General features: G+C 41.2%; 14 protein-coding genes. 6 read left to right on the top strand and 8 right to left on the bottom strand.

Features of this window, described 5'->3' with window-relative positions; translation table 11 throughout:
- From dnaX to AAEY75_RS13895, 5 genes are all read right to left on the bottom strand, one after another.
- Window positions 1-1,374, bottom strand: a 1,374-nt coding sequence (dnaX, locus tag AAEY75_RS13915) for a DNA polymerase III subunit gamma/tau (RefSeq protein ID WP_352259881.1), incomplete at its 3' end; no start/stop codon positions are given.
- A gap of 198 nt (window positions 1,375-1,572) precedes the next feature.
- The gene (locus AAEY75_RS13910; protein WP_352259880.1) at window positions 1,573-2,838 is read right to left on the bottom strand and encodes a hypothetical protein; all 1,266 of its coding nucleotides are present in this window, start codon (window positions 2,836-2,838) and stop codon (window positions 1,573-1,575) included.
- Between the two features lie 115 nt (window positions 2,839-2,953).
- On the bottom strand, window positions 2,954-4,501 hold the full coding sequence (lysS, locus tag AAEY75_RS13905; RefSeq protein ID WP_197218616.1) for a lysine--tRNA ligase: 1,548 nt from the start codon (window positions 4,499-4,501) through the stop codon (window positions 2,954-2,956).
- Between the two features lie 192 nt (window positions 4,502-4,693).
- A complete protein-coding gene (prfA, locus tag AAEY75_RS13900) occupies window positions 4,694-5,788 on the bottom strand; it encodes a peptide chain release factor 1 (protein WP_110923516.1) in 1,095 nt (364 codons plus the stop codon).
- Between the two features lie 263 nt (window positions 5,789-6,051).
- Window positions 6,052-7,197, bottom strand: a complete 1,146-nt coding sequence (locus AAEY75_RS13895) for a beta-ketoacyl-ACP synthase III (protein WP_110923517.1) — start codon at window positions 7,195-7,197, stop codon at window positions 6,052-6,054.
- Window positions 7,198-7,476: 279 nt separating this feature from the next.
- On the opposite strand from AAEY75_RS13895, the gene pnuC reads away from it, so the two are divergent.
- The 4 genes from pnuC to creD all read left to right on the top strand — a co-directional run bounded on the left by pnuC (window position 7,477) and on the right by creD (window position 11,082).
- Window positions 7,477-8,241: a nicotinamide riboside transporter PnuC gene (gene pnuC / locus AAEY75_RS13890; protein ID WP_197218614.1), complete on the top strand. Its 765-nt coding sequence runs from the start codon at window positions 7,477-7,479 to the stop codon at window positions 8,239-8,241.
- The gene (locus AAEY75_RS13885) at window positions 8,180-8,791 is read left to right on the top strand and encodes an AAA family ATPase (protein WP_197218613.1); all 612 of its coding nucleotides are present in this window, start codon (window positions 8,180-8,182) and stop codon (window positions 8,789-8,791) included. The genes pnuC and AAEY75_RS13885 overlap by 62 nt, the downstream gene beginning before the upstream one ends.
- Before the next feature lie 53 nt (window positions 8,792-8,844).
- Window positions 8,845-9,369 carry a TIGR00645 family protein gene (locus tag AAEY75_RS13880; RefSeq protein WP_197218612.1) on the top strand — a complete coding sequence of 175 codons (525 nt, stop codon included), beginning with the start codon at window positions 8,845-8,847 and terminating at the stop codon, window positions 9,367-9,369.
- 129 nt (window positions 9,370-9,498) lie between these two features.
- Complete coding sequence (creD, locus tag AAEY75_RS13875) at window positions 9,499-11,082, top strand: cell envelope integrity protein CreD (RefSeq protein ID WP_352259879.1); 1,584 nt, start codon at window positions 9,499-9,501, stop codon at window positions 11,080-11,082.
- Window positions 11,083-11,175: 93 nt separating this feature from the next.
- Here creD and AAEY75_RS13870 read toward each other — a convergent pair whose 3' ends face one another.
- Window positions 11,176-11,859, bottom strand: a complete 684-nt coding sequence (locus AAEY75_RS13870; RefSeq protein WP_197218610.1) for a DUF421 domain-containing protein — start codon at window positions 11,857-11,859, stop codon at window positions 11,176-11,178.
- A gap of 331 nt (window positions 11,860-12,190) precedes the next feature.
- Here AAEY75_RS13870 and AAEY75_RS13865 point away from each other — a divergent pair, with 331 nt between their 5' ends.
- The gene (locus AAEY75_RS13865; RefSeq protein ID WP_197218609.1) at window positions 12,191-13,111 is read left to right on the top strand and encodes a DMT family transporter; all 921 of its coding nucleotides are present in this window, start codon (window positions 12,191-12,193) and stop codon (window positions 13,109-13,111) included.
- Window positions 13,112-13,538: 427 nt separating this feature from the next.
- Here the strand turns inward: AAEY75_RS13865 and AAEY75_RS13860 are convergent, their stop codons facing one another.
- Window positions 13,539-13,916, bottom strand: coding sequence for a hypothetical protein (locus AAEY75_RS13860; protein WP_352259878.1), 378 nt, complete (start codon window positions 13,914-13,916; stop codon window positions 13,539-13,541).
- Between the two features lie 418 nt (window positions 13,917-14,334).
- Between AAEY75_RS13860 and AAEY75_RS13855 the strand changes: the two genes are divergently transcribed.
- Window positions 14,335-14,664, top strand: a complete 330-nt coding sequence (locus AAEY75_RS13855; RefSeq protein WP_110923524.1) for a hypothetical protein — start codon at window positions 14,335-14,337, stop codon at window positions 14,662-14,664.
- A 193-nt stretch (window positions 14,665-14,857) separates the two neighbouring features.
- Here AAEY75_RS13855 and AAEY75_RS13850 read toward each other — a convergent pair.
- On the bottom strand, window positions 14,858-18,172 hold a 3,315-nt coding region (locus AAEY75_RS13850), incomplete at its 5' end, for an Ig-like domain-containing protein (RefSeq protein WP_352259877.1).

Here is an 18,172-nt window from a genome sequence, read left to right as displayed (position 1 = left end):
AGGCTCAACAACTGGTTCAGGCTCAACAACTGGTTCAGGCTCAACAACTGGTTCAGGCTCAACAACTGGTTCAGGCTGTGCTAGGTCTTCATCATAACTGCTGCTTTGGAGATCATCATAATCTTGTGCTTGATAATCCACATCATATGACTGTAATGGCGGTGCTGAAGCTTCATGCTTGATAGCATCTGTAGACGGTATAGAAGCAACTGTTTCTACAGCTAATATTTCTGTAGAGGATACCTCACTATCGTAAGTGTTGCTCAGTACTTCATCGACTGGCAACGGACGAAAGGCCAGTAAACGTAGAATACACATCTCAAGCGCTTGCATAGGTGTGCTAGCAAGTTTCACACCTTCACGTGCTTGTACCACGATTTCATAGTAAAGTTGCAATACATCTGGACTAATATGCCGCGCCAGTACAGTAATATTCTGTGCCTGTGCTTCATTTACATTGAGCGCGACTTCAGGTAATAACTGTGTCAATGCCAACTGGTGAAGTAGCTCAGCGAGCCCATCAAACATACTGGTGGCATCAACCATCTGTGCACGCATTTGCTCAATATGAGCAGCAACGGCAGACTTATCATGATTGTATATGTCTGTAATTAAACTGACCAAATCAGCTGCATCAATCAGACCAAGCATCGCATTAACAGTGACATCATCTAACGCCCCTTGACCAAAAGCGATCGCCTGATCTGTCAATGACAACGCATCACGTACTGAGCCTTTAGCCGCACTTGCCAATTGCCACAGTGCTGGCTGCGTATACCCAACCTGCTCTTGGGTAAGAACATTGGCCAAGTGTTCGCTCAGCAATGTCTGTGGTAGCGGACGCAGCACAAACTGTAAACAGCGTGAGATAATGGTGATTGGTAGCTTTTGTGGATCCGTCGTCGCTAGCAAAAACTTTACGTGCTCAGGTGGCTCTTCTAAAGTCTTGAGTAGCGCATTAAAACTGTGCGTAGACAGCATATGCACTTCATCAATCAGATAAACCTTATAGCGACCCTGACTTGGCGCATAGGGTACATTATCAAGCAGCTCACGCGTGTCTTCAACTTTAGTGCGAGACGCAGCATCAATTTCGATCAGATCAATAAAACGTCCTTGATCGATGGCCACGCAATTATCACACACACCGCAAGGCGTACTGGTGATACCCATGTCACAATTCAAACACTTGGACAAAATACGTGCAATCGTCGTCTTACCCACACCGCGCGTCCCAGTAAAGAGATACGCATGATGCAGGCGATTATAATCAATCGCATTAATCAGCGCTTGCGAGACATGCGTTTGCCCAATCAACTCGTGAAAGTTTTTGGGGCGATATTTTCGAGCTAAAACTTGATATTGCTGCGTCATAGTAAATGCCAGTATAGGTAATACAAGTAGTATAAATAGAGATAGCGAATTAGATTCAGACTGAGGACACGCCCTAGCGTCTGTTCACTGTAATGTGGATACCAGAAAGGCGAGTAAAGATACGACAAATCGTAACTCGTTTATCAAAGAAACAATGTCAGGCGAACCTGACACTTTCTTTGATAGAGATAAGGTTGGCTATAATTGCGCTTGAAGTTGTGCCAACCGTTCGTGTAAACGCTGAGTATTTACATCAATAAATGCGCCTGTTTGATGAAAAATATCTAAGTACACCTCAGTGTTTACGCTGTCTTCACAAGCTCTAAATTCTACGCCAATCAAAAACAGATCATCCATCACTGGCGTTTGCATCTGAGCATTGAGATCCGATAACAAATCTTGATGAGACAAACGAACCTTCTCTGCACTCAACGAGCTACTATCATCTTGCGCATAAAACACCATAAGATAATGACGTCCAAAGATATGATAAGAGTGCTCATGACGAACATAACCATTCCAGCGTGAATCTTGGTCAACCATTCTATATGCTAGTATTTTTTCTACTAGACAGGCATAGGTATACATCGACTCATCTGCCAAAATATCGACTTGCGCAGTAGGCAGTGATTGTCCCGCTTCACGATAACGCTTGAGCAAGCTATTGAATAGCTTATACCACATTCGAGTATTTCTTTGAATCTCAGCCATCAATGCATTGGCAAATTCTACCTGATTGGGTTCTACTGCTTTAAGTAAGCGTGGCTCGATTTGATCGATTAGCTCGCCATCAAGCAGCTGCTCTTGAACGCTAAGAGCCCTGTAGTGAAAATCAGGAGATTCTAAAAACAGTTTCAGGAGTGTCGATTCATTTTTGAACGATACAAAACTTGTCAATTGATCACGGTGAAAACTTAAAAACGTCGTCAGATCACTTGGTGTAGCCAATTGACTGAGTATCTTGGCAAAGTTTCGATGACTAAATATTTGCAAGACACTCTGTTCATCATCCAAGTCTAAAACACAATCTTCAGCAAAAAACTGACTGCCATATTCATAATCAATAGTATAAGAGGATAAGCCTAGTTTTTCGTCTTGATGTTCGATGGATATTGAGGTTAAGCCAACAAAATAAATGGATTTTCCATCTTTCGATATACTGCCATCAACCATCAACTTATCATTTTTCTGATAAAGCTGAGTGTGACGTTTGATTAATTTATTAACAATCTCTTTTTTCCACTCGCGAACTTTGTCACTATCGACATCTTGCTTATCCGCTTCCGTTGTCACATCATTGACAACCAAGTAGATAATGGCACTAGAAAACTCAAAAACAAAATCGTAACCCTGAAACTTTTCAGGATCAGCGTTTGCTTTATCATCAGGTAGTTCATACAATGATAAAGAAAATTGTTGAATCATCTGTCGCCATAGTGAAGGCGATGCTTGCTGAGTGTCCATAACGCTCCTATAAATGAAGTCTCATAAAAAAGCTTACACCCGTTTCATTGAAAGAAGTAAAAGCTTTTTATATTTAGTTGAATATCATTGCGGATTACTAGCAAGCAAATCCACTTTAGCCTTCGTGCTTGCGGCGCATGTGTGGGAACAAAATCACATCACGGATACTAGCAGAGTCTGTCAATAGCATGACTAAACGGTCAATACCAATACCTTCGCCTGCTGTTGGTGGCAAACCGTAAGATAATGCTTCAATGTACTCTTCATCAAAGTGCATGGCTTCATCATCGCCCGCGTCTTTTTCAGCAACCTGACCGCGGAAGCGCTCGGCTTGGTCAGCAGGGTCATTAAGCTCACTAAAGCCGTTGGCCAGTTCACGACCACCAACGAATAGCTCAAAACGATCAGTAATCTCAGGATTATCATCACTACGGCGCGCTAGTGGTGAGGTCTCAGCTGGATACTCAGTAATAAACGTTGGTTGGCGTAATTGATGTTCAGCAGTTTCTTCAAAGATAATTGTTTGCAATTTACCCACACCAAAACCGTCTTTTACTTGCTGCTTAAGTACCGTTGAGGTGTACTCTGCTAGATATTCACGATCATTGATGCGCGCCATATCGAAGTTTTCTGCATATTTTGCAATTGCATTAGACATAGACAGACGTTCAAACGGTGCTTTTAGGCTAATAGCTTCTTCTTGATAGGTGATTTCAGTGGTATCTAATATATCCAATGCCAATTCGTTAAATAAACGCTCAGTCAAATCCATCAAATCATGATAATCAGCATAAGCCTGATAAAACTCAATCATGGTAAATTCAGGATTATGACGGGTTGAGACGCCTTCATTACGGAAGCTACGGTTAATCTCAAATACTCTCTCAAAACCACCAACAACCAAACGCTTTAAGTAAAGCTCAGGCGCAATACGTAGATACAGTGGCATATCTAACGCATTATGATGAGTCTCAAATGGACGCGCAACAGCACCACCTGGAATAGGATGCATCATTGGCGTTTCAACTTCCATGAAGCGCTCATTCAACATAAACTTGCGGATACCGCTAACGACCTGACTACGGATCATGAACGTATCACGAGTCGTCTCATTGGTCATCAAATCAAGGTGGCGATTGCGATAGCGAGCTTCTACGTCAGCTAAACCATGAAACTTGTTCGGCATTGGGCGTAGTGATTTAGTGAGAAGGTTGAACTCCTCAATATGTACGTATAAATCACCTTTACCCGAGCGACCGATGTAGCCAGAGATACCAACGATATCACCCAAATCTAATGATTTGATAGAAGCAAGTGTTTCTGGATCTAACTCTTTGCGTGCAACATACAGCTGGATGCGACCCGTCATGTCTTGAATGACAATAAATGAGCCACGATTGAGCATCACACGCCCAGCAATATTCACCTGAGTCTTGTCGCCATTCGCGGCTTTTTCTTCAATCTCTTGCTTAGAGATACCATCAAAATCAGCTTGTAAGTCTTTAGCATAATCAGTGCGCTTAAACTGATTGGGATAAGGCTGTTTACCAGAAGCCGTAATATCATCTAATTTGGCCTGTAATTGAGCAATCAGCTCATTGGCTTCTTCTAGTGTTGGGGCTTGTTCTTCTTGGGCTTGATTATTCTGGTTTTGCTTTGACATAACACTCTCAAATTTTGATAAGTTAAATTGTAGATTTGGAAAATTATATGGTTAATATATACACCACAACCCTCTTGCTACACTGCTTTGAATAGTCTGATGATAACCACAAGGCTCATCGTCAGCAGCATAGGTTTCAATTAAGTTTTGTCTACTGACTTTATGGTTATTGCTTTACTTACTACTAAAGCCCTATTGATCACCGCCGCCGATACTCGCCATTAGATCTGCTTGATGCTCACGTAATAATGCATCAAGAATCTCATCCAAGTCGCCTTCCATAATAGAGTCGAGCTTGTATAAGGTAAGGTTGATACGGTGATCAGTCATGCGACCCTGTGGAAAATTATAGGTACGGATACGCTCTGAGCGATCACCACTACCGACCAGATCACGACGTATAGAGTCAGCCACATCGACCTGCGCTTGCACTTTGGCTTGTTGGATTTTTGAGACCAGCATCTTCATAGCATGCGCACGGTTTTTGTGCTGGCTACGCTCTTGCTGACACTCTACCACGGTACCCGTTGGAATGTGGGTTAAACGTACGGCTGAGTCAGTCGTGTTAACGTGCTGACCACCTGCACCACTTGAGCGGAAAGTATCCATTTTTATGTCAGCAGGATTGATATCGACGGTATCATCAATCTCAACTTCTGGCATGACCGCAACCGTACAAGCTGACGTGTGAACACGACCTTGGCTCTCGGTTTCAGGGACACGCTGTACGCGGTGAGCACCTGATTCAAACTTTAGGCGACCATATACACTATTGCCTGATACACGCGTGATGATTTCTTTATAACCACCATGCTCACCCTCGTTGGCTGATAGCACTTCCACCGTCCAACCTTGAGTTTGAGCGTACTTTTGATACATACGGAACAAATCACCAGAGAAAATCGCTGCTTCATCACCACCTGTACCAGCTCGAATCTCCAAAAATGCTGGCACTTTGTCATTAGGATCTTTTGGTAGCATCATGACATTGAGTGCTTCTTCCATCTCTACGATGGTATCACGCGCGTTATCAATCTCTTCTTGCATCATCTCTTTCATGTCGGGATCTGAAGCATCGGCCAGCATAGCTTCTGCATCGGCCTGATCCGTTTCTGCCCCTACATAGTTCTGCCATAAAGTAGTGATATCCATCAAGTCGCTGTGCTCGACAGACAATTCACGGAATTTATTATTATCGCTGATGACACTAGGGTCTGATAATAAGGCGGTGACCTCTTCATAACGGTCTACCATCTGGTCTAAACGCAGGCGTAAGGATTCTTTCATAAAAGGACTTTTAATTGGATAAGAGGAATAAGATCGTGATTATAGCAAATTTTTCACCGTAAATTAAAACCTCTGAGTAATCTTGTCGTTATTCTAAGCAATCTAGCCATTATATTGCTCAACATCCTCACTTATTCCGTAATACCATCACTTTGTTCCGTTATTCAAGTTTTGTAAGACGTATATCAAAAAATTCGGACAAAAAAATAGCCAAGATTGCTCTTAGCTATTTTTATCGTCACAACAGTTATCTAATGACAGTATTAAACCTTACGAACCAATACTGAACCAATAGAATAACCGGCACCGAATGAGCAAATAACACCCAAATCACCTGATGCTAGTTTGTCTTTGTAGCGATGGAATACAATCATTGGACTGGCTGAACTGGTATTGGCAAACTCAGCGATGACGCTCGGCACGATGGCTTTATCAGCTTCTTTACCGACGACCGTACGTAGGATTAAATCCAGCATATTAGCATTGGCTTGATGTAACCACATCATCTTCACATCACTGGCTTGTAATTCGTTTTCAGTCAAATGCTCAGTGATAACCTCTGATACTTTCGGACAGACTTCACGGAATACTTTGCGACCATTTTGAAGGAACAGCTTGTCCGTCACTGGTGCTTTGATATCTGGGTACATTTCAGTCTGTGCAGCTAAATACTCTGAGCGATCCATGAAGCCATATTCGTTTTTGATGTTGGTCGAAAACTGTGTAAATAGCTTAGAGTTTAGAATCTCATAACCTTTTGGCGTATCTAGGTCTTCAACGATAGATGCTGTTGCGACATCACCAAAGATGAAGTGGCTGTCACGGTTACGCCAGTTCAGATGCGCTGAGGTAATCTCAACGTTGACCACGGCGATACGCTTGGCCAGACCAGAAACGATAGAACCATGCGCTTGTGATAGACCAAACGTCGCTGCACTACACGCAACATTCATATCATAAGCAAAACCGCCAATCATACCAATCTCATTTTGAATCTCGATGGCGACTGCTGGGTAAGTACGCTGAAAGTTTGAGCAAGCAAGGATAATACCATCCAAGTCATTGGCTTCTAATCCAGCATCCGCCAATGCATCTCTTAATGCAGCGGCACCCATTTCTGCCATAACAGACAGCTCTTCACCCAAATTGCGATAAGCAATCACTGGCGCCATGATTTCAGGATTCAAAATACCGTCTTTTTCCATCACATAACGTGATTTGATGCCAGACACTTTTTCGATAAATGCGGCTGATGAAGGCTCGAGCGCCGTAACCGTCTCTGCAGCTATCTCATCAGCATGCTCTGTATTATAATTTTCAACATACTGGTTAAATGACTCAACTAACTCTTCGTTGCTGATGCTATAAGGTGGAATGTATAGGCCTGTGCCTGTGATACAAGTCGTCATGATAAGCTTCCTTGTCTACTACTATAGTGCTTAAAATAAGCATAAAGGTTGAAAAATAATAGCCATTTACTTTCGGTGAATGACTGTAAACTTAAAATCAGTGGCTTTATTATGCCTGAATATTATAATTTTTCTAATACTTTGTTACAAATAACCTGTTTGTTGCGAAAAACAAGCAAAGATTGCCTGAATTTTGCAGCAGCTACGCTATAATTGGCGCTATTTATTATGTTCAGACTCACCAAAAGTACATATAAACGCTAATATTTGGAAATGCTAATGGCAGAACTTCTCAACTGGTTATTTGGGCAATACGCTGACTACACCACTTTATTCATTGTTCTCGAATTGATCGCTGTCATTTTTGGCGTAGCAAGTGTCATTCTCGCCAGCAAAACCAATGTTCTAGTCTTTCCTATTGGACTGGTAAGTACTGCGATATTTGTTTATTTATTGTGGAAATGGCAGCTATTCGGCGATATGTTCATCAATGCCTATTACAGTATTATGAGCATCTATGGATGGATTAACTGGTCAAAAAATAAAGACGATAAGAAACAGCAAGAACAACTGACTCCAACCAGCCAGCAGCAAAATGTGTCGTCAAAAGACAGTGATACTCAGAGTAGCATTCAAGTTGAACGCTTGAGTACAACAGATATCCCCATATTGGTCACACTAGCCACGGCGACTGTCGCCTTTGTCGCTACTGTTTATTACTTTCGCCCAGTGATTAATAATGGCTTTAGCTTCGACGGTGCTGTCCTTGGTCTGAACTTATTTACCTGGGTAGACTATACTGACATGCTAACCACTGCGCTGTTCTTAATGGCGATGTGGCTTATGGCAAGACGTAAAATTGAACACTGGTTACTATGGATCGTCGCCGATGCTATTTCGGTACCTTTATATTTCTATAAAGGTTTTACCTTTACCGCACTACAGTATGTGGTTTTCACCTTCATCGCAATCTGGGCTTATTATGAATGGCAACGACGCTATCGCACACAACATCGCAGACAATCTCAGACAGCGTACGCCTAAATTGGTCACTAAAATTACGGTGTTAGGTGCAGAAAGTACGGGCAAAACCACCTTATGTCGTGATTTGGCAGCGCATTTTAATAGCCCTTGGGTACCAGAGTACATGCGCACGTATCTACAAGCCAAATGGGACAATGAGCAACTGACTTGTACGTGGGATGACTTACTCCCTATCGCCCAAGGTCAAATAGCGTTAGAAAATAAACTCGCCACACAAGCAGCTGAAACAGCAGAAGGTAACCATTATCTGTTTTGTGATACCAGTCTGTTTGAGTTAATGGCGTATTCCAACTGGTATTATGACGACTGCCCTGAGGCTCTGACTCAGGCCGCATTGACGCATCATTATGACTTAATCCTATTAACTGAAGTGGATATCCCGTGGGTCGCTGACGATTTACGAGATAGCCCTCATCAACGTGAAGAGATAAGCAACTATTTTGCAAGCCAGCTAACCCACCATCAAAAGCGGTTTCATCGTATCGGTGGTAATAGAGAGCAACGAGTGCAACAAGTGGCTAAACAGCTTGCTCAAATGCATCATACCTGACGTTATACATATATGAATTATAGCCTTACTTTTAGGAACCTTAAGAGATATCCATGCTAAAAAATATTGAATACTACTTAGAAAAAACCATATTTAACAGCCGCTGGATACTGGCGCCTTTTTATTTAGGATTGGTTTTAGGCATTGTTTTATTATTTATCAAATTTATCCAAAAGCTTTGGGGTATGTTTGCAGATATTCTTGTCGCCTCTGAAGCAAGTGTGATCGTAGACATACTAGTCTTGGTCGATATTTCGCTGGTTGCTAGCTTACTACTCATCATCATATTCAGTGGTTACGAAATTTTCGTTTCCAAAATCGATACCAATGATCACGATGATCGACCTAACTGGATGGGCAAGGTAGACTTCTCTGGTTTAAAGTTAAAAGTTATTGGTGCCATCGTCGCTATTTCTGCAATTGATCTTTTAAAGTCATTTATGGACATCACAAGTGACATGAGCGAAGGTGATGCGGATAAGCTCATGTGGAAGGTCATTATTCACATGACATTCGTCCTGTCAGGCTTGCTATTTGCCATTATGGATAAAGTCGTTGGCGATACCAAAAAACACTAACGATTATTTTTCCACACACTCTCCACTGTTCTTACATATTTTTTCTTCATCCCTCCTCTATCCTTTTCTTTAAACCTACTGACTGTTGTATTGGCAGTTTTGGACTAAAGATTTATATGAGGAGCTCCCATGCAAAAGACACTACTGATTAAATTATCCATCATCGCGGGGCTATGCGTTCTGTTTGCCATTGGTCTCAATATGATTGGCTCAGTCATCTATGAGAGGCAAAGTTATTCAGAGTCGGTCATCAGAGAAATCGCTCAACAGCACGTCAACCCGCAAGAAGTCATTACACCCTTTATTGCCATTCCTACCACGGTCACACCTGAATGTGAGATTAAAGGATCTGAAGCAACCAGTAACTGCGCCGCATCCTACTCAAAAATTGAAACCGTTTTTGCCAATCAAACTCAAGCAACTCAAGATCTTGAGGTAAACACGGACACCTATAAGCGCGGTGTTTATCATGCGACCAGTTATAACGGTGCGCTGAAATTTGACCAAAACTATACTTTTGATTCAACTTTAATTAGCTTAAACGAGCCTAATAATACGAATAACCAAGCATCAGATTCAGTCGATACCGCTACAAACCCATTTATCAATAAAATAAAACCTGAAAAAACCATCATTCACTGGAATAAAGCCAAATTAATTATTCCTGTATCAGACCTACGCGGTGTAGCGACACTACCTACAGTGACTATTGACAATAAATCAATACAAGCAACATATCCGCAAACACCTATGCTGAAAGAGCTGACCTATGTAGAGGTGGCCATTCCTCAAGATGTATTGAATCGTCCAGCGAAGCCTGTTGCTAGCCCGCAGGATAACGAAACATTATCCGGTACAGGCTTGACCAATCAACCATCCGATACCGAAAGTACTCAAGCGATTAGTATCATAGTAGACTTACCTTTAGCAGGTATTAGTAATTTAAATACGGTGCCTACTGGGCAGAACTTTAGCCTAACCATGCGCAGTAATTGGCATGCGCCCAACTTCATTGGCAAAGCCCTTCCAAATGCCAAAAAGTTCACCACGAAAGGGTTTGAAGCCAATTGGCAGAATCAATATTTAACCGTCACTAACAATCAATATTTATCACATTGTATCGGTAGCGCCAATAATGAATGTGCTGTTACGAGTCAAGCCAGCCTTGATACCAGCAGTCAGTCAATTTCTCGCGATGACTTGATTGCAGTAGAAGGTGGCACAATGCCTGATAGTATGCGCCTCAGCAGCTTTGGGGTTAGTTTTGCCGAACCCAATGATGTGTATTTACAAACCCAACGAACCATGAAATATGCGCTGCTATTAATCTTAGTATCGTTTGGCACTTTCTTCTTATTTGAGGTGATTAAATCGAGCCGTATTCACCCGATACAATATCTATTGGTTGGTTGTGCGCTATTCGTCTTTTATGTGTTATTGCTACCGCTGGCTGAGCAGATAGTGTTTTGGAAAGCGTATGCCATTGCGGCCAGTGCCTGTGTCGGACTCATTGGCTGGTATACTTACTACGTGTTCGGTGGCGTAAAACGAGCAGCGATATTTACCGTCACACTCGCAGGATTGTACGCATCGTTTTTTGGTATTCTCACTACAGAAGATATGAACTTATTGCTTGGTGCCGTCTTCTGCTTTGTACTGCTCGCCTGTGTGATGGTCATGACTCGTAAAATTGACTGGTATAAAGTCGCCTAAACTCACCAAAATATCTAGAAGAAATAGCACTTCAAGCTTGGGCTGTTCCTATCTGTGTACTAGGTCTCCATAAAAATACAGAGAACAGCCCAATCATCTCACAATTTCGCTCTTTAACGCTATTGCCCAGTTTCGACAGTCATCCTCACAGCGTATACACAGCTGATGAGCGTCAGAGATAGTGTCAATATAGCCACAATGCATACAAGCATAATAAACCCCTAGCTCTACTTGCTCGATTGGTTGGTACTGTTTGGGGAAAAGTGGCATGCCATAGCCTGTGTTTTCGGGTGGGTATAATAAGATACTAAAGTTGCCATCTGTTTCCAGAAGCCCTGTACGCACTTGACCCAAATGCTCAACGCCTTGTTGACGCATTTCAGCAAAAAACTCATCATGCGACATCTTGCCCTTTTTAATCTTTTCTAGTACTAACAACCCATCTTCGACAATGTATAGCGACTTACCCTCTAGTAAATCTTCGAACGGCTGAAATTTCATCATGGCCCATGTGCACAGTCGATAAAGAAAAATGACCGAGCCCATAATCAGCACTGCCTGAATAATTGGCAGGTCTTGCGTAAACATTGGATCACCTGCGATAGAGCCCAGTGATAAAATGATGGTTAACTCAAAGATTGACAACTGACGGACACCACGCTTGCCCGTAAAGCGTAAAAATAAAATAATGAGCACAAACATGACGGTGACACGTACTAATATTTCAAGTGCAAATGCCCACGTTGTGTCATAAATAAAAATACCTGCCCAATCCATGTTATCGTTTCCTGCGTATCTTTTTTATTTGATTGATTGACTAGTTGATTGAAACTATTGAAAGGTTGCCGATAGTAATTTTGACCACTTATTTCACTCATAAGCCTTATCATCAATGCAACTATCGTTATTCTAATTTAAAAGAGACTTTTTGTCGCAAGTACGACAAAATATCGTTCCTTGTGAGATAGCTATCAACTGGATTTTTAGAGTGCCAGCCCTCATTTCCGATAAACGATGATTAGCTGTTATAAAAATATATCTAAAAAATTAACGTTAAAATCATCTGCTCGCCTATTTCAAAATCAACTTATTCATAGTAGGAATTACCTTGAAAGCTACGCTCTATACTGTTATCGCATTGATCGCATTTGCCGCCAACTCTCTTTTTGGAAGAATGGCGCTAGCAGCAGGCTATATAGATGCCTGGAGCTTTACGATCATTCGCTTGGTGAGTGCGGCTGTTTGTTTAGCTATCATCATGACGGTCTATACCTATCGATTACGACGTCAAGCGCTCAATCTAGGTAGCACCTCTTATGAGGCTATTTTGAATGATAAAGGCAGTTGGCTTAGTAGTGCAAGCTTGGTGATTTATGCACTTTGCTTTTCGATTGCCTATGTAGAACTAGACACGGGTACTGGCGCATTGATTTTGTTTTCAGCAGTTCAGCTCACGATGATTGGCTGGGGCATCTATAAAAAAGAACAATTAAGCGTATTGCAGTGGATCGCCTTTATCGTTGCAGTCGTCGGATTTATTTATTTAATGCTACCGTCAGCAGCAGTGCCTTCGTTACTAGCAGCGACGCTCATGGCAATCAGTGGTGTGGCTTGGGGTATATATAGTATACGTGGCAAATCATGTGTGTCACCGCTACGCGCCACCGGCTTTAACTTTATCCGGAGCCTTGTTGCTGTTCCTATCCTGTTATTAATCGGCATGGTGTATCTCGATAATATCGGCTTGGAAAACATCGATTTAGGTAATATCACTATCAAAGGAATACTGTTGGCATGTGCATCAGGGGCGATCGCATCGGGTATGGGCTATAGCATTTGGTATATGGCAATGCCGCTGTTAAAAAACACCCAAGCAGCAGTGGTACAGCTTTGCGTACCTGTGCTTGCAGCCATACTAGGCGTGGTGTTTTTATCTGAGCAATTGACCATGCAGTTCGTCGTGGCAAGCGCTGTGATATTGGGTGCGGTGTTGGTATTTATTTTGAATAAGAAAGCAGTAAAAGTTTAAAAACACTAGGGTCTGCTAGTCATATCTAGTCACACCATTTAAAGATATTCTAGAAAACTATCCCTTTTGTTGCAAGAAAAAATAAATAGAAAGGCCCTAACCTTATAAAAAATCAGTGACTTGCATAGTGGCCGACTGTCTATCAGTCATCCCAAGCCATATCATCAATGAGCATATTCATACATTCAACGGTATTAAAATGGCTAAATATCGTCAGAAATTTGCCAACATGTTAATACTAACGATAATTGTTTCCATGCTTACTTACAATTTTTCCCATTTTAAGTCTCACAATCTAACTGATGATACGCCGTAGCTAACGCGATCGTACATTTGGAATCCCTCAGTATAAAAACACAGCATTTGTATATAAATATCATGCAATAGCTGCGCATAGATAACGGCTTCACTCTGCCACCTGAATCTTTCATTCTGGATATTGTTGCTGCTCTGGCATCCAGTCGATATCGTAATACATACTGATAGCTCGAAAATCACTTTGTACATTACCACCATATCTTATTGCTATTAAATCTCCTTTTAACAGCTCTTGATAACCGACATTAAGATCGTCTAAGGTGCCGCGTAAATTCGGCAGCACGCGCTGGCCCCAAACAATATCAGGCTGACGATTGATGGGGCTATTACGATAGTCGCTGGGTAAGTCCCTCATAAATAGCTCTAATGCTTGTTCAGCCGCCTCTAGCATATGAGCAAAGGCATCACGCATCTCTTTAAAGTAGGCAGGTGAACTATAGCGCTCTAACAAATAAATCTCTTGCGGTCGTATTATGTATTTATCCATAGGACAGTTGGTATTCCTTTATAGTCACTCCACTATAAAAATATTACTGCGTTAACCTTGCTTGAAGTATTTAATATACATCTACACTCGGTTGCCTTGTACTACCTTTAAATTGAATCGACTATATCTCTATTTTATACCATCACTTTTTGGGTTGTAACGCCCCCATATTTGGTATTTAACTCGACAATCAAAAGCTCCTGATTTTCATATACAAGCTAACAATAGTCAAGTTTAATATAAAGTGTGACTCAGTCTTATTAGAGTTATATAAGCATTGTTATTTTTGCAAAGATAATTAAAAGAACAGCTAACTTGTATATTCAACTTATAACATATATAGTATATTCATTATTATAGAATTATTATAATAACTTTCTCTACATGCCATTATCAAAATACTTTGGGAGAAACTAACATGATTCGTTTAAGCTATACTCTCAAATGCTGGATGCTGGGTATCACCTATTTTTCAGTATTTTACTTCATAGTTGTAATGAGCGACCCTAGCTTTGCTAAGTATCTTTATGCATTAGCACTAAGCACTTTACTCTTCCCTATTGCCAAACGTGCAGTCGATGTGATGGTAGAGTTTTTTGCACCAGATACTGAATTATTCAACGGATTATTACCATCTATCTTGATTAATGTCGTCATCTGGGTATTTACCCCAGTTATTGTCGCGCTAACCGTAGTTGCCTATGCACTTTATAGCATGGGTGTGATGACAGAGAATATCAGTCATTAATTGTTAGAATTATAAGTTTAAAGCATAAGCGAAAAAATACCTTGAACTCAACTCTACTATCAATCTTTGACAAAAGATTAAAGTACTAAATATTTACCTTAATTAGACTATATTCTGTCTTCAGTTGGTTTTTTACAGACAATAAAAAGCGCCCCTAATTTAGGAGCGCTTTTTTACTGTCTATTCAATAATATTAAATAATATTGTCATCTATAGCTGTTTGGATATATAACTTCGCCGTACTACCACTGTCTTGATACAGATCGTAACCCGCTTGATCAGAAGTGCCAGACTTAGTCATACCTGATATATTGACGGTATCAACACTATCACCCTTAATGAACAGCTGATTATTAGTATCGGTCATACTAATAACATCACTCAATCCTAAGCTGAGCGTTTGGGCGCTATCATTCGTCATATTGATATTTTCAATATTGGTAACGTTACTTAAATCGATACTAGAAACAAGACTCGTGTCGCTAATCACTAAAGCATCATTGTCTTGACTACCATCTGAGTTTTCGCCACCATCCATTGAAATATCGTTTCTATCAAATATTAAAATATCGCTACCATCACCACCTAATAGAGTATCTGCACCGCTCAGACCGACTAAAGTATCATCTCCTGCGCCGCCACTCAGCGTTTCGGCCTGGTTAGTACCTACTAAGTAGTCATTATCAGCAGTAGCACGTGACGGAATACTATTTATTGTGTCTGGACTTTGCGGTGTTGCGTACTCATTATAATTTAAGGTAACTGTCGAACTGGCTGTATCACCATCAGAATCTTGATACTCGAATGAGAATATATCTATATCATCTATACCCGTTGTGACGATATCAGCAATATTTTCCGCGGTATTAAACTTATAACTGCCATCAGCATAGCCAACGAACACACCATAATCGGTACGGAATTCATAGTTAGTCGTATCACCGTCTGTATCAATCACTTCAATCGTTGTATCACTATCTGTGGTTGATACGCCTGACCAAATAATACCATTACTACTCGAAGTGAGGTAATCAACAGCATCACCACCAACAGCCACTTTTCCTTCAATAACTACATTGTTATCTAATACAGGCAATAGGTTTAGCGGAGTCAGTTTACCTATAAGATCATAGGTATTCTCTTGACCTTCTAAACTGTTTACCACAAAAGTATTTTCGTCATCTAGAGCTAGGTTGTAATCATCTAAAGCGAAGTCGGTATCAACGATGTTATCACCATCGCTGTCATATTTATCAATAATACCGTCTCCATCGGTATCTTCAGCACGTCTGCCATTCGTACTAAAGATAACATAGTCAAGATCACCATTAGCATCTAAAACACCGTCGTTGATATTATCACCATCAAAATCAATACCATCTGAAGTCAGATCTTTATCAGCATCAATGTAAGCGAAATTACTGTTACCAATAACGGTATACCTATAGCCTGAGTCCAAATTAGAGACGAATTGTGCATCTCCTTCATCTCCAAAAATACCATTACCGTTCACGTCATAGAAGTTTCCTACATTTTGAACACCATTATTTGTAAACGTATTAATTGACTCACCAATAACCGCATATGTTGACTGATCTATTCTCCCGTCACCATTGTCATCGATGCCATTATTATTTTGATATGCCTTCAAAAACTCTTTGTTTTTGTCAGAATCAATAGTAGAAAGAGGATCTTTATTAACCAAGGTTAAGTCGAGTTGATACTGTTGACCAGCAATATCTATAATTTGAGTCGCATTTGGTATGACAATGAAATCGCTTTGTACATAGTCGTCATCATACGTTGCAGAATCTAAACCATATGTAGCAGCCGTTGCAGCATTAGAAGTTTCATTATGCTGCATATCGTACTCAACAGCGACTGACTCAGAGTTACCATTTACATCAACGTTGAAATTTAGATCTAGCTCGGTCTCCAGTAACGTACCACCATCTCCAAAGACACCAAAGTTAATGTGAGAGAAATCACCTAAGTCAATATTGCTCTCAAACTTGATTTCTTCACCTGCACCTTGATAATCAATATTTTCGTAAGTGGTATATCCTGCAGGAGATGTTCCGTTTGCAGGTCTACCCCAATAAATGGCTTCATCGAGCGTATCTATATAAAGGTTGCCATCTGCCGCCTGATATGTGGCATCTTGCTCTGCAGTTAAAACACCAACCGTACCACCATAGTCACGAAGTGGAATCGTATCGCCACTACTTTCAGCTGCAGTATTAAGATTGCCAGCAATTAAATAAGAAGGATCTGTAACTGTGACAGCACGTGTCGGACTGGTAAATGACGAATTAGTAAAGCCTGTTTGTAGATCAGTAATGGTAATGGTTTCTTGTTGAACATCAATATTCCAAACTACTGGCTGAGGTGCAGGAGAATCATCTTCGATGATAGCCAACAGCTCATCAGACTTGGCTAATGTATCTGTGGCAGTCGCATTTTCAAATACTTCAATACCAAAATCAACTGACAAAATTCCTTCGATATCGTCACCTTGAGTATGATCTACAGGCGCACCCAACGTGACATTATATCCAAATTGATAACCATCAGTAATTGCTTCTTTACTACCGTTTAAACCTATGGTTAGTACATTCTGAGTTTGAGTCGTGCCAGTGCTATCCGTATACGTATATTCACCAACAATGTCACCTGTACTCGAATCGATCCTGAATATAACGGGATTGCCCTGGCTGGTCAAACCGTTATCAATCGCTGGTAATACAAATTTCACAACGGCAGCCGAAAGGTCTGTGTCTGTATCAGTTACTCGAATCCAGTTACCATCTGTATCGGTTACTGAATCAGTGGTATCAAGCGTTGAGTCTGGATTGCTATCTGGATTTCCTCCGACCAACCCTTCTTCAGAAACACGACCTGGTGGCTCAACTTCAATTGTAGTCAACTGGTCATAGTCAATGGTGACAGTTGCTTCGTTAGACAATAGACCAGTTGTATCTTCAACGGTGTAACTGATTGGCGTTGGGTTATCGGTAAAGCCTGCTTCTGGGGTAAAGGTGATGTCACCTGTTGCAGCATCAACGCTCCATGTACCTTCGCCTGCCACAATAACAGATTTGCCGTCAGCTGCAATGGTGCTGCCTGCTGGAGACTGAGTGATTATGACAGTCGTTGGGTCAATGTCATTCTGTGCATCAGTATCGTTACCCACCACAGCAACAGTAATAGCATCGCCAAGCACTTGGTCTAACTTTTCATCATCAACTGCCACTGGTACAGTTTGTGGATAGTCGATGGTAATAGTTGCTGGGTCAGCCTGTAGTCCTGTTGTGTCAGAGACAACATACTCAACTGGTGTTGGATCACCTGTGAAGCCCGCTTCTGGCGTGAAAGTAACCTCACCTGTATTTGGATCAACGACCCATTCGCCTTCACCAGTAACGGTTAATGTGGTGACTTCTGAACCATCAGCTGGATCAAGCAATTTAACGGTCGTTGGGTCTATGTCATTTTCAAGATCGGTGTC

The organism is Psychrobacter sp. TB55-MNA-CIBAN-0194 (assembly GCF_040309505.1).
GTDB lineage: Bacteria > Pseudomonadota > Gammaproteobacteria > Pseudomonadales > Moraxellaceae > Psychrobacter > Psychrobacter fozii.
Note: the sequence above shows the minus strand (reverse complement) of the source record. Positions and strands in the feature narration are given on the sequence as shown.

Coding starts and splice junctions, on each gene's coding strand:
- AAEY75_RS13860 (WP_352259878.1), bottom strand. CDS start 13,916: ATGGATAAATACATAATACGACCGCAAGAGATTTATTTGTTAGAGCGC.
- AAEY75_RS13885 (WP_197218613.1), top strand. CDS start 8,180: ATGAATGGCAACGACGCTATCGCACACAACATCGCAGACAATCTCAGA.
- AAEY75_RS13855 (WP_110923524.1), top strand. CDS start 14,335: ATGATTCGTTTAAGCTATACTCTCAAATGCTGGATGCTGGGTATCACC.
- AAEY75_RS13910 (WP_352259880.1), bottom strand. CDS start 2,838: ATGGACACTCAGCAAGCATCGCCTTCACTATGGCGACAGATGATTCAA.
- pnuC (WP_197218614.1), top strand. CDS start 7,477: ATGGCAGAACTTCTCAACTGGTTATTTGGGCAATACGCTGACTACACC.
- AAEY75_RS13880 (WP_197218612.1), top strand. CDS start 8,845: ATGCTAAAAAATATTGAATACTACTTAGAAAAAACCATATTTAACAGC.
- prfA (WP_110923516.1), bottom strand. CDS start 5,788: ATGAAAGAATCCTTACGCCTGCGTTTAGACCAGATGGTAGACCGTTAT.
- AAEY75_RS13870 (WP_197218610.1), bottom strand. CDS start 11,859: ATGGATTGGGCAGGTATTTTTATTTATGACACAACGTGGGCATTTGCA.
- creD (WP_352259879.1), top strand. CDS start 9,499: ATGCAAAAGACACTACTGATTAAATTATCCATCATCGCGGGGCTATGC.
- AAEY75_RS13895 (WP_110923517.1), bottom strand. CDS start 7,197: ATGACGACTTGTATCACAGGCACAGGCCTATACATTCCACCTTATAGC.
- lysS (WP_197218616.1), bottom strand. CDS start 4,501: ATGTCAAAGCAAAACCAGAATAATCAAGCCCAAGAAGAACAAGCCCCA.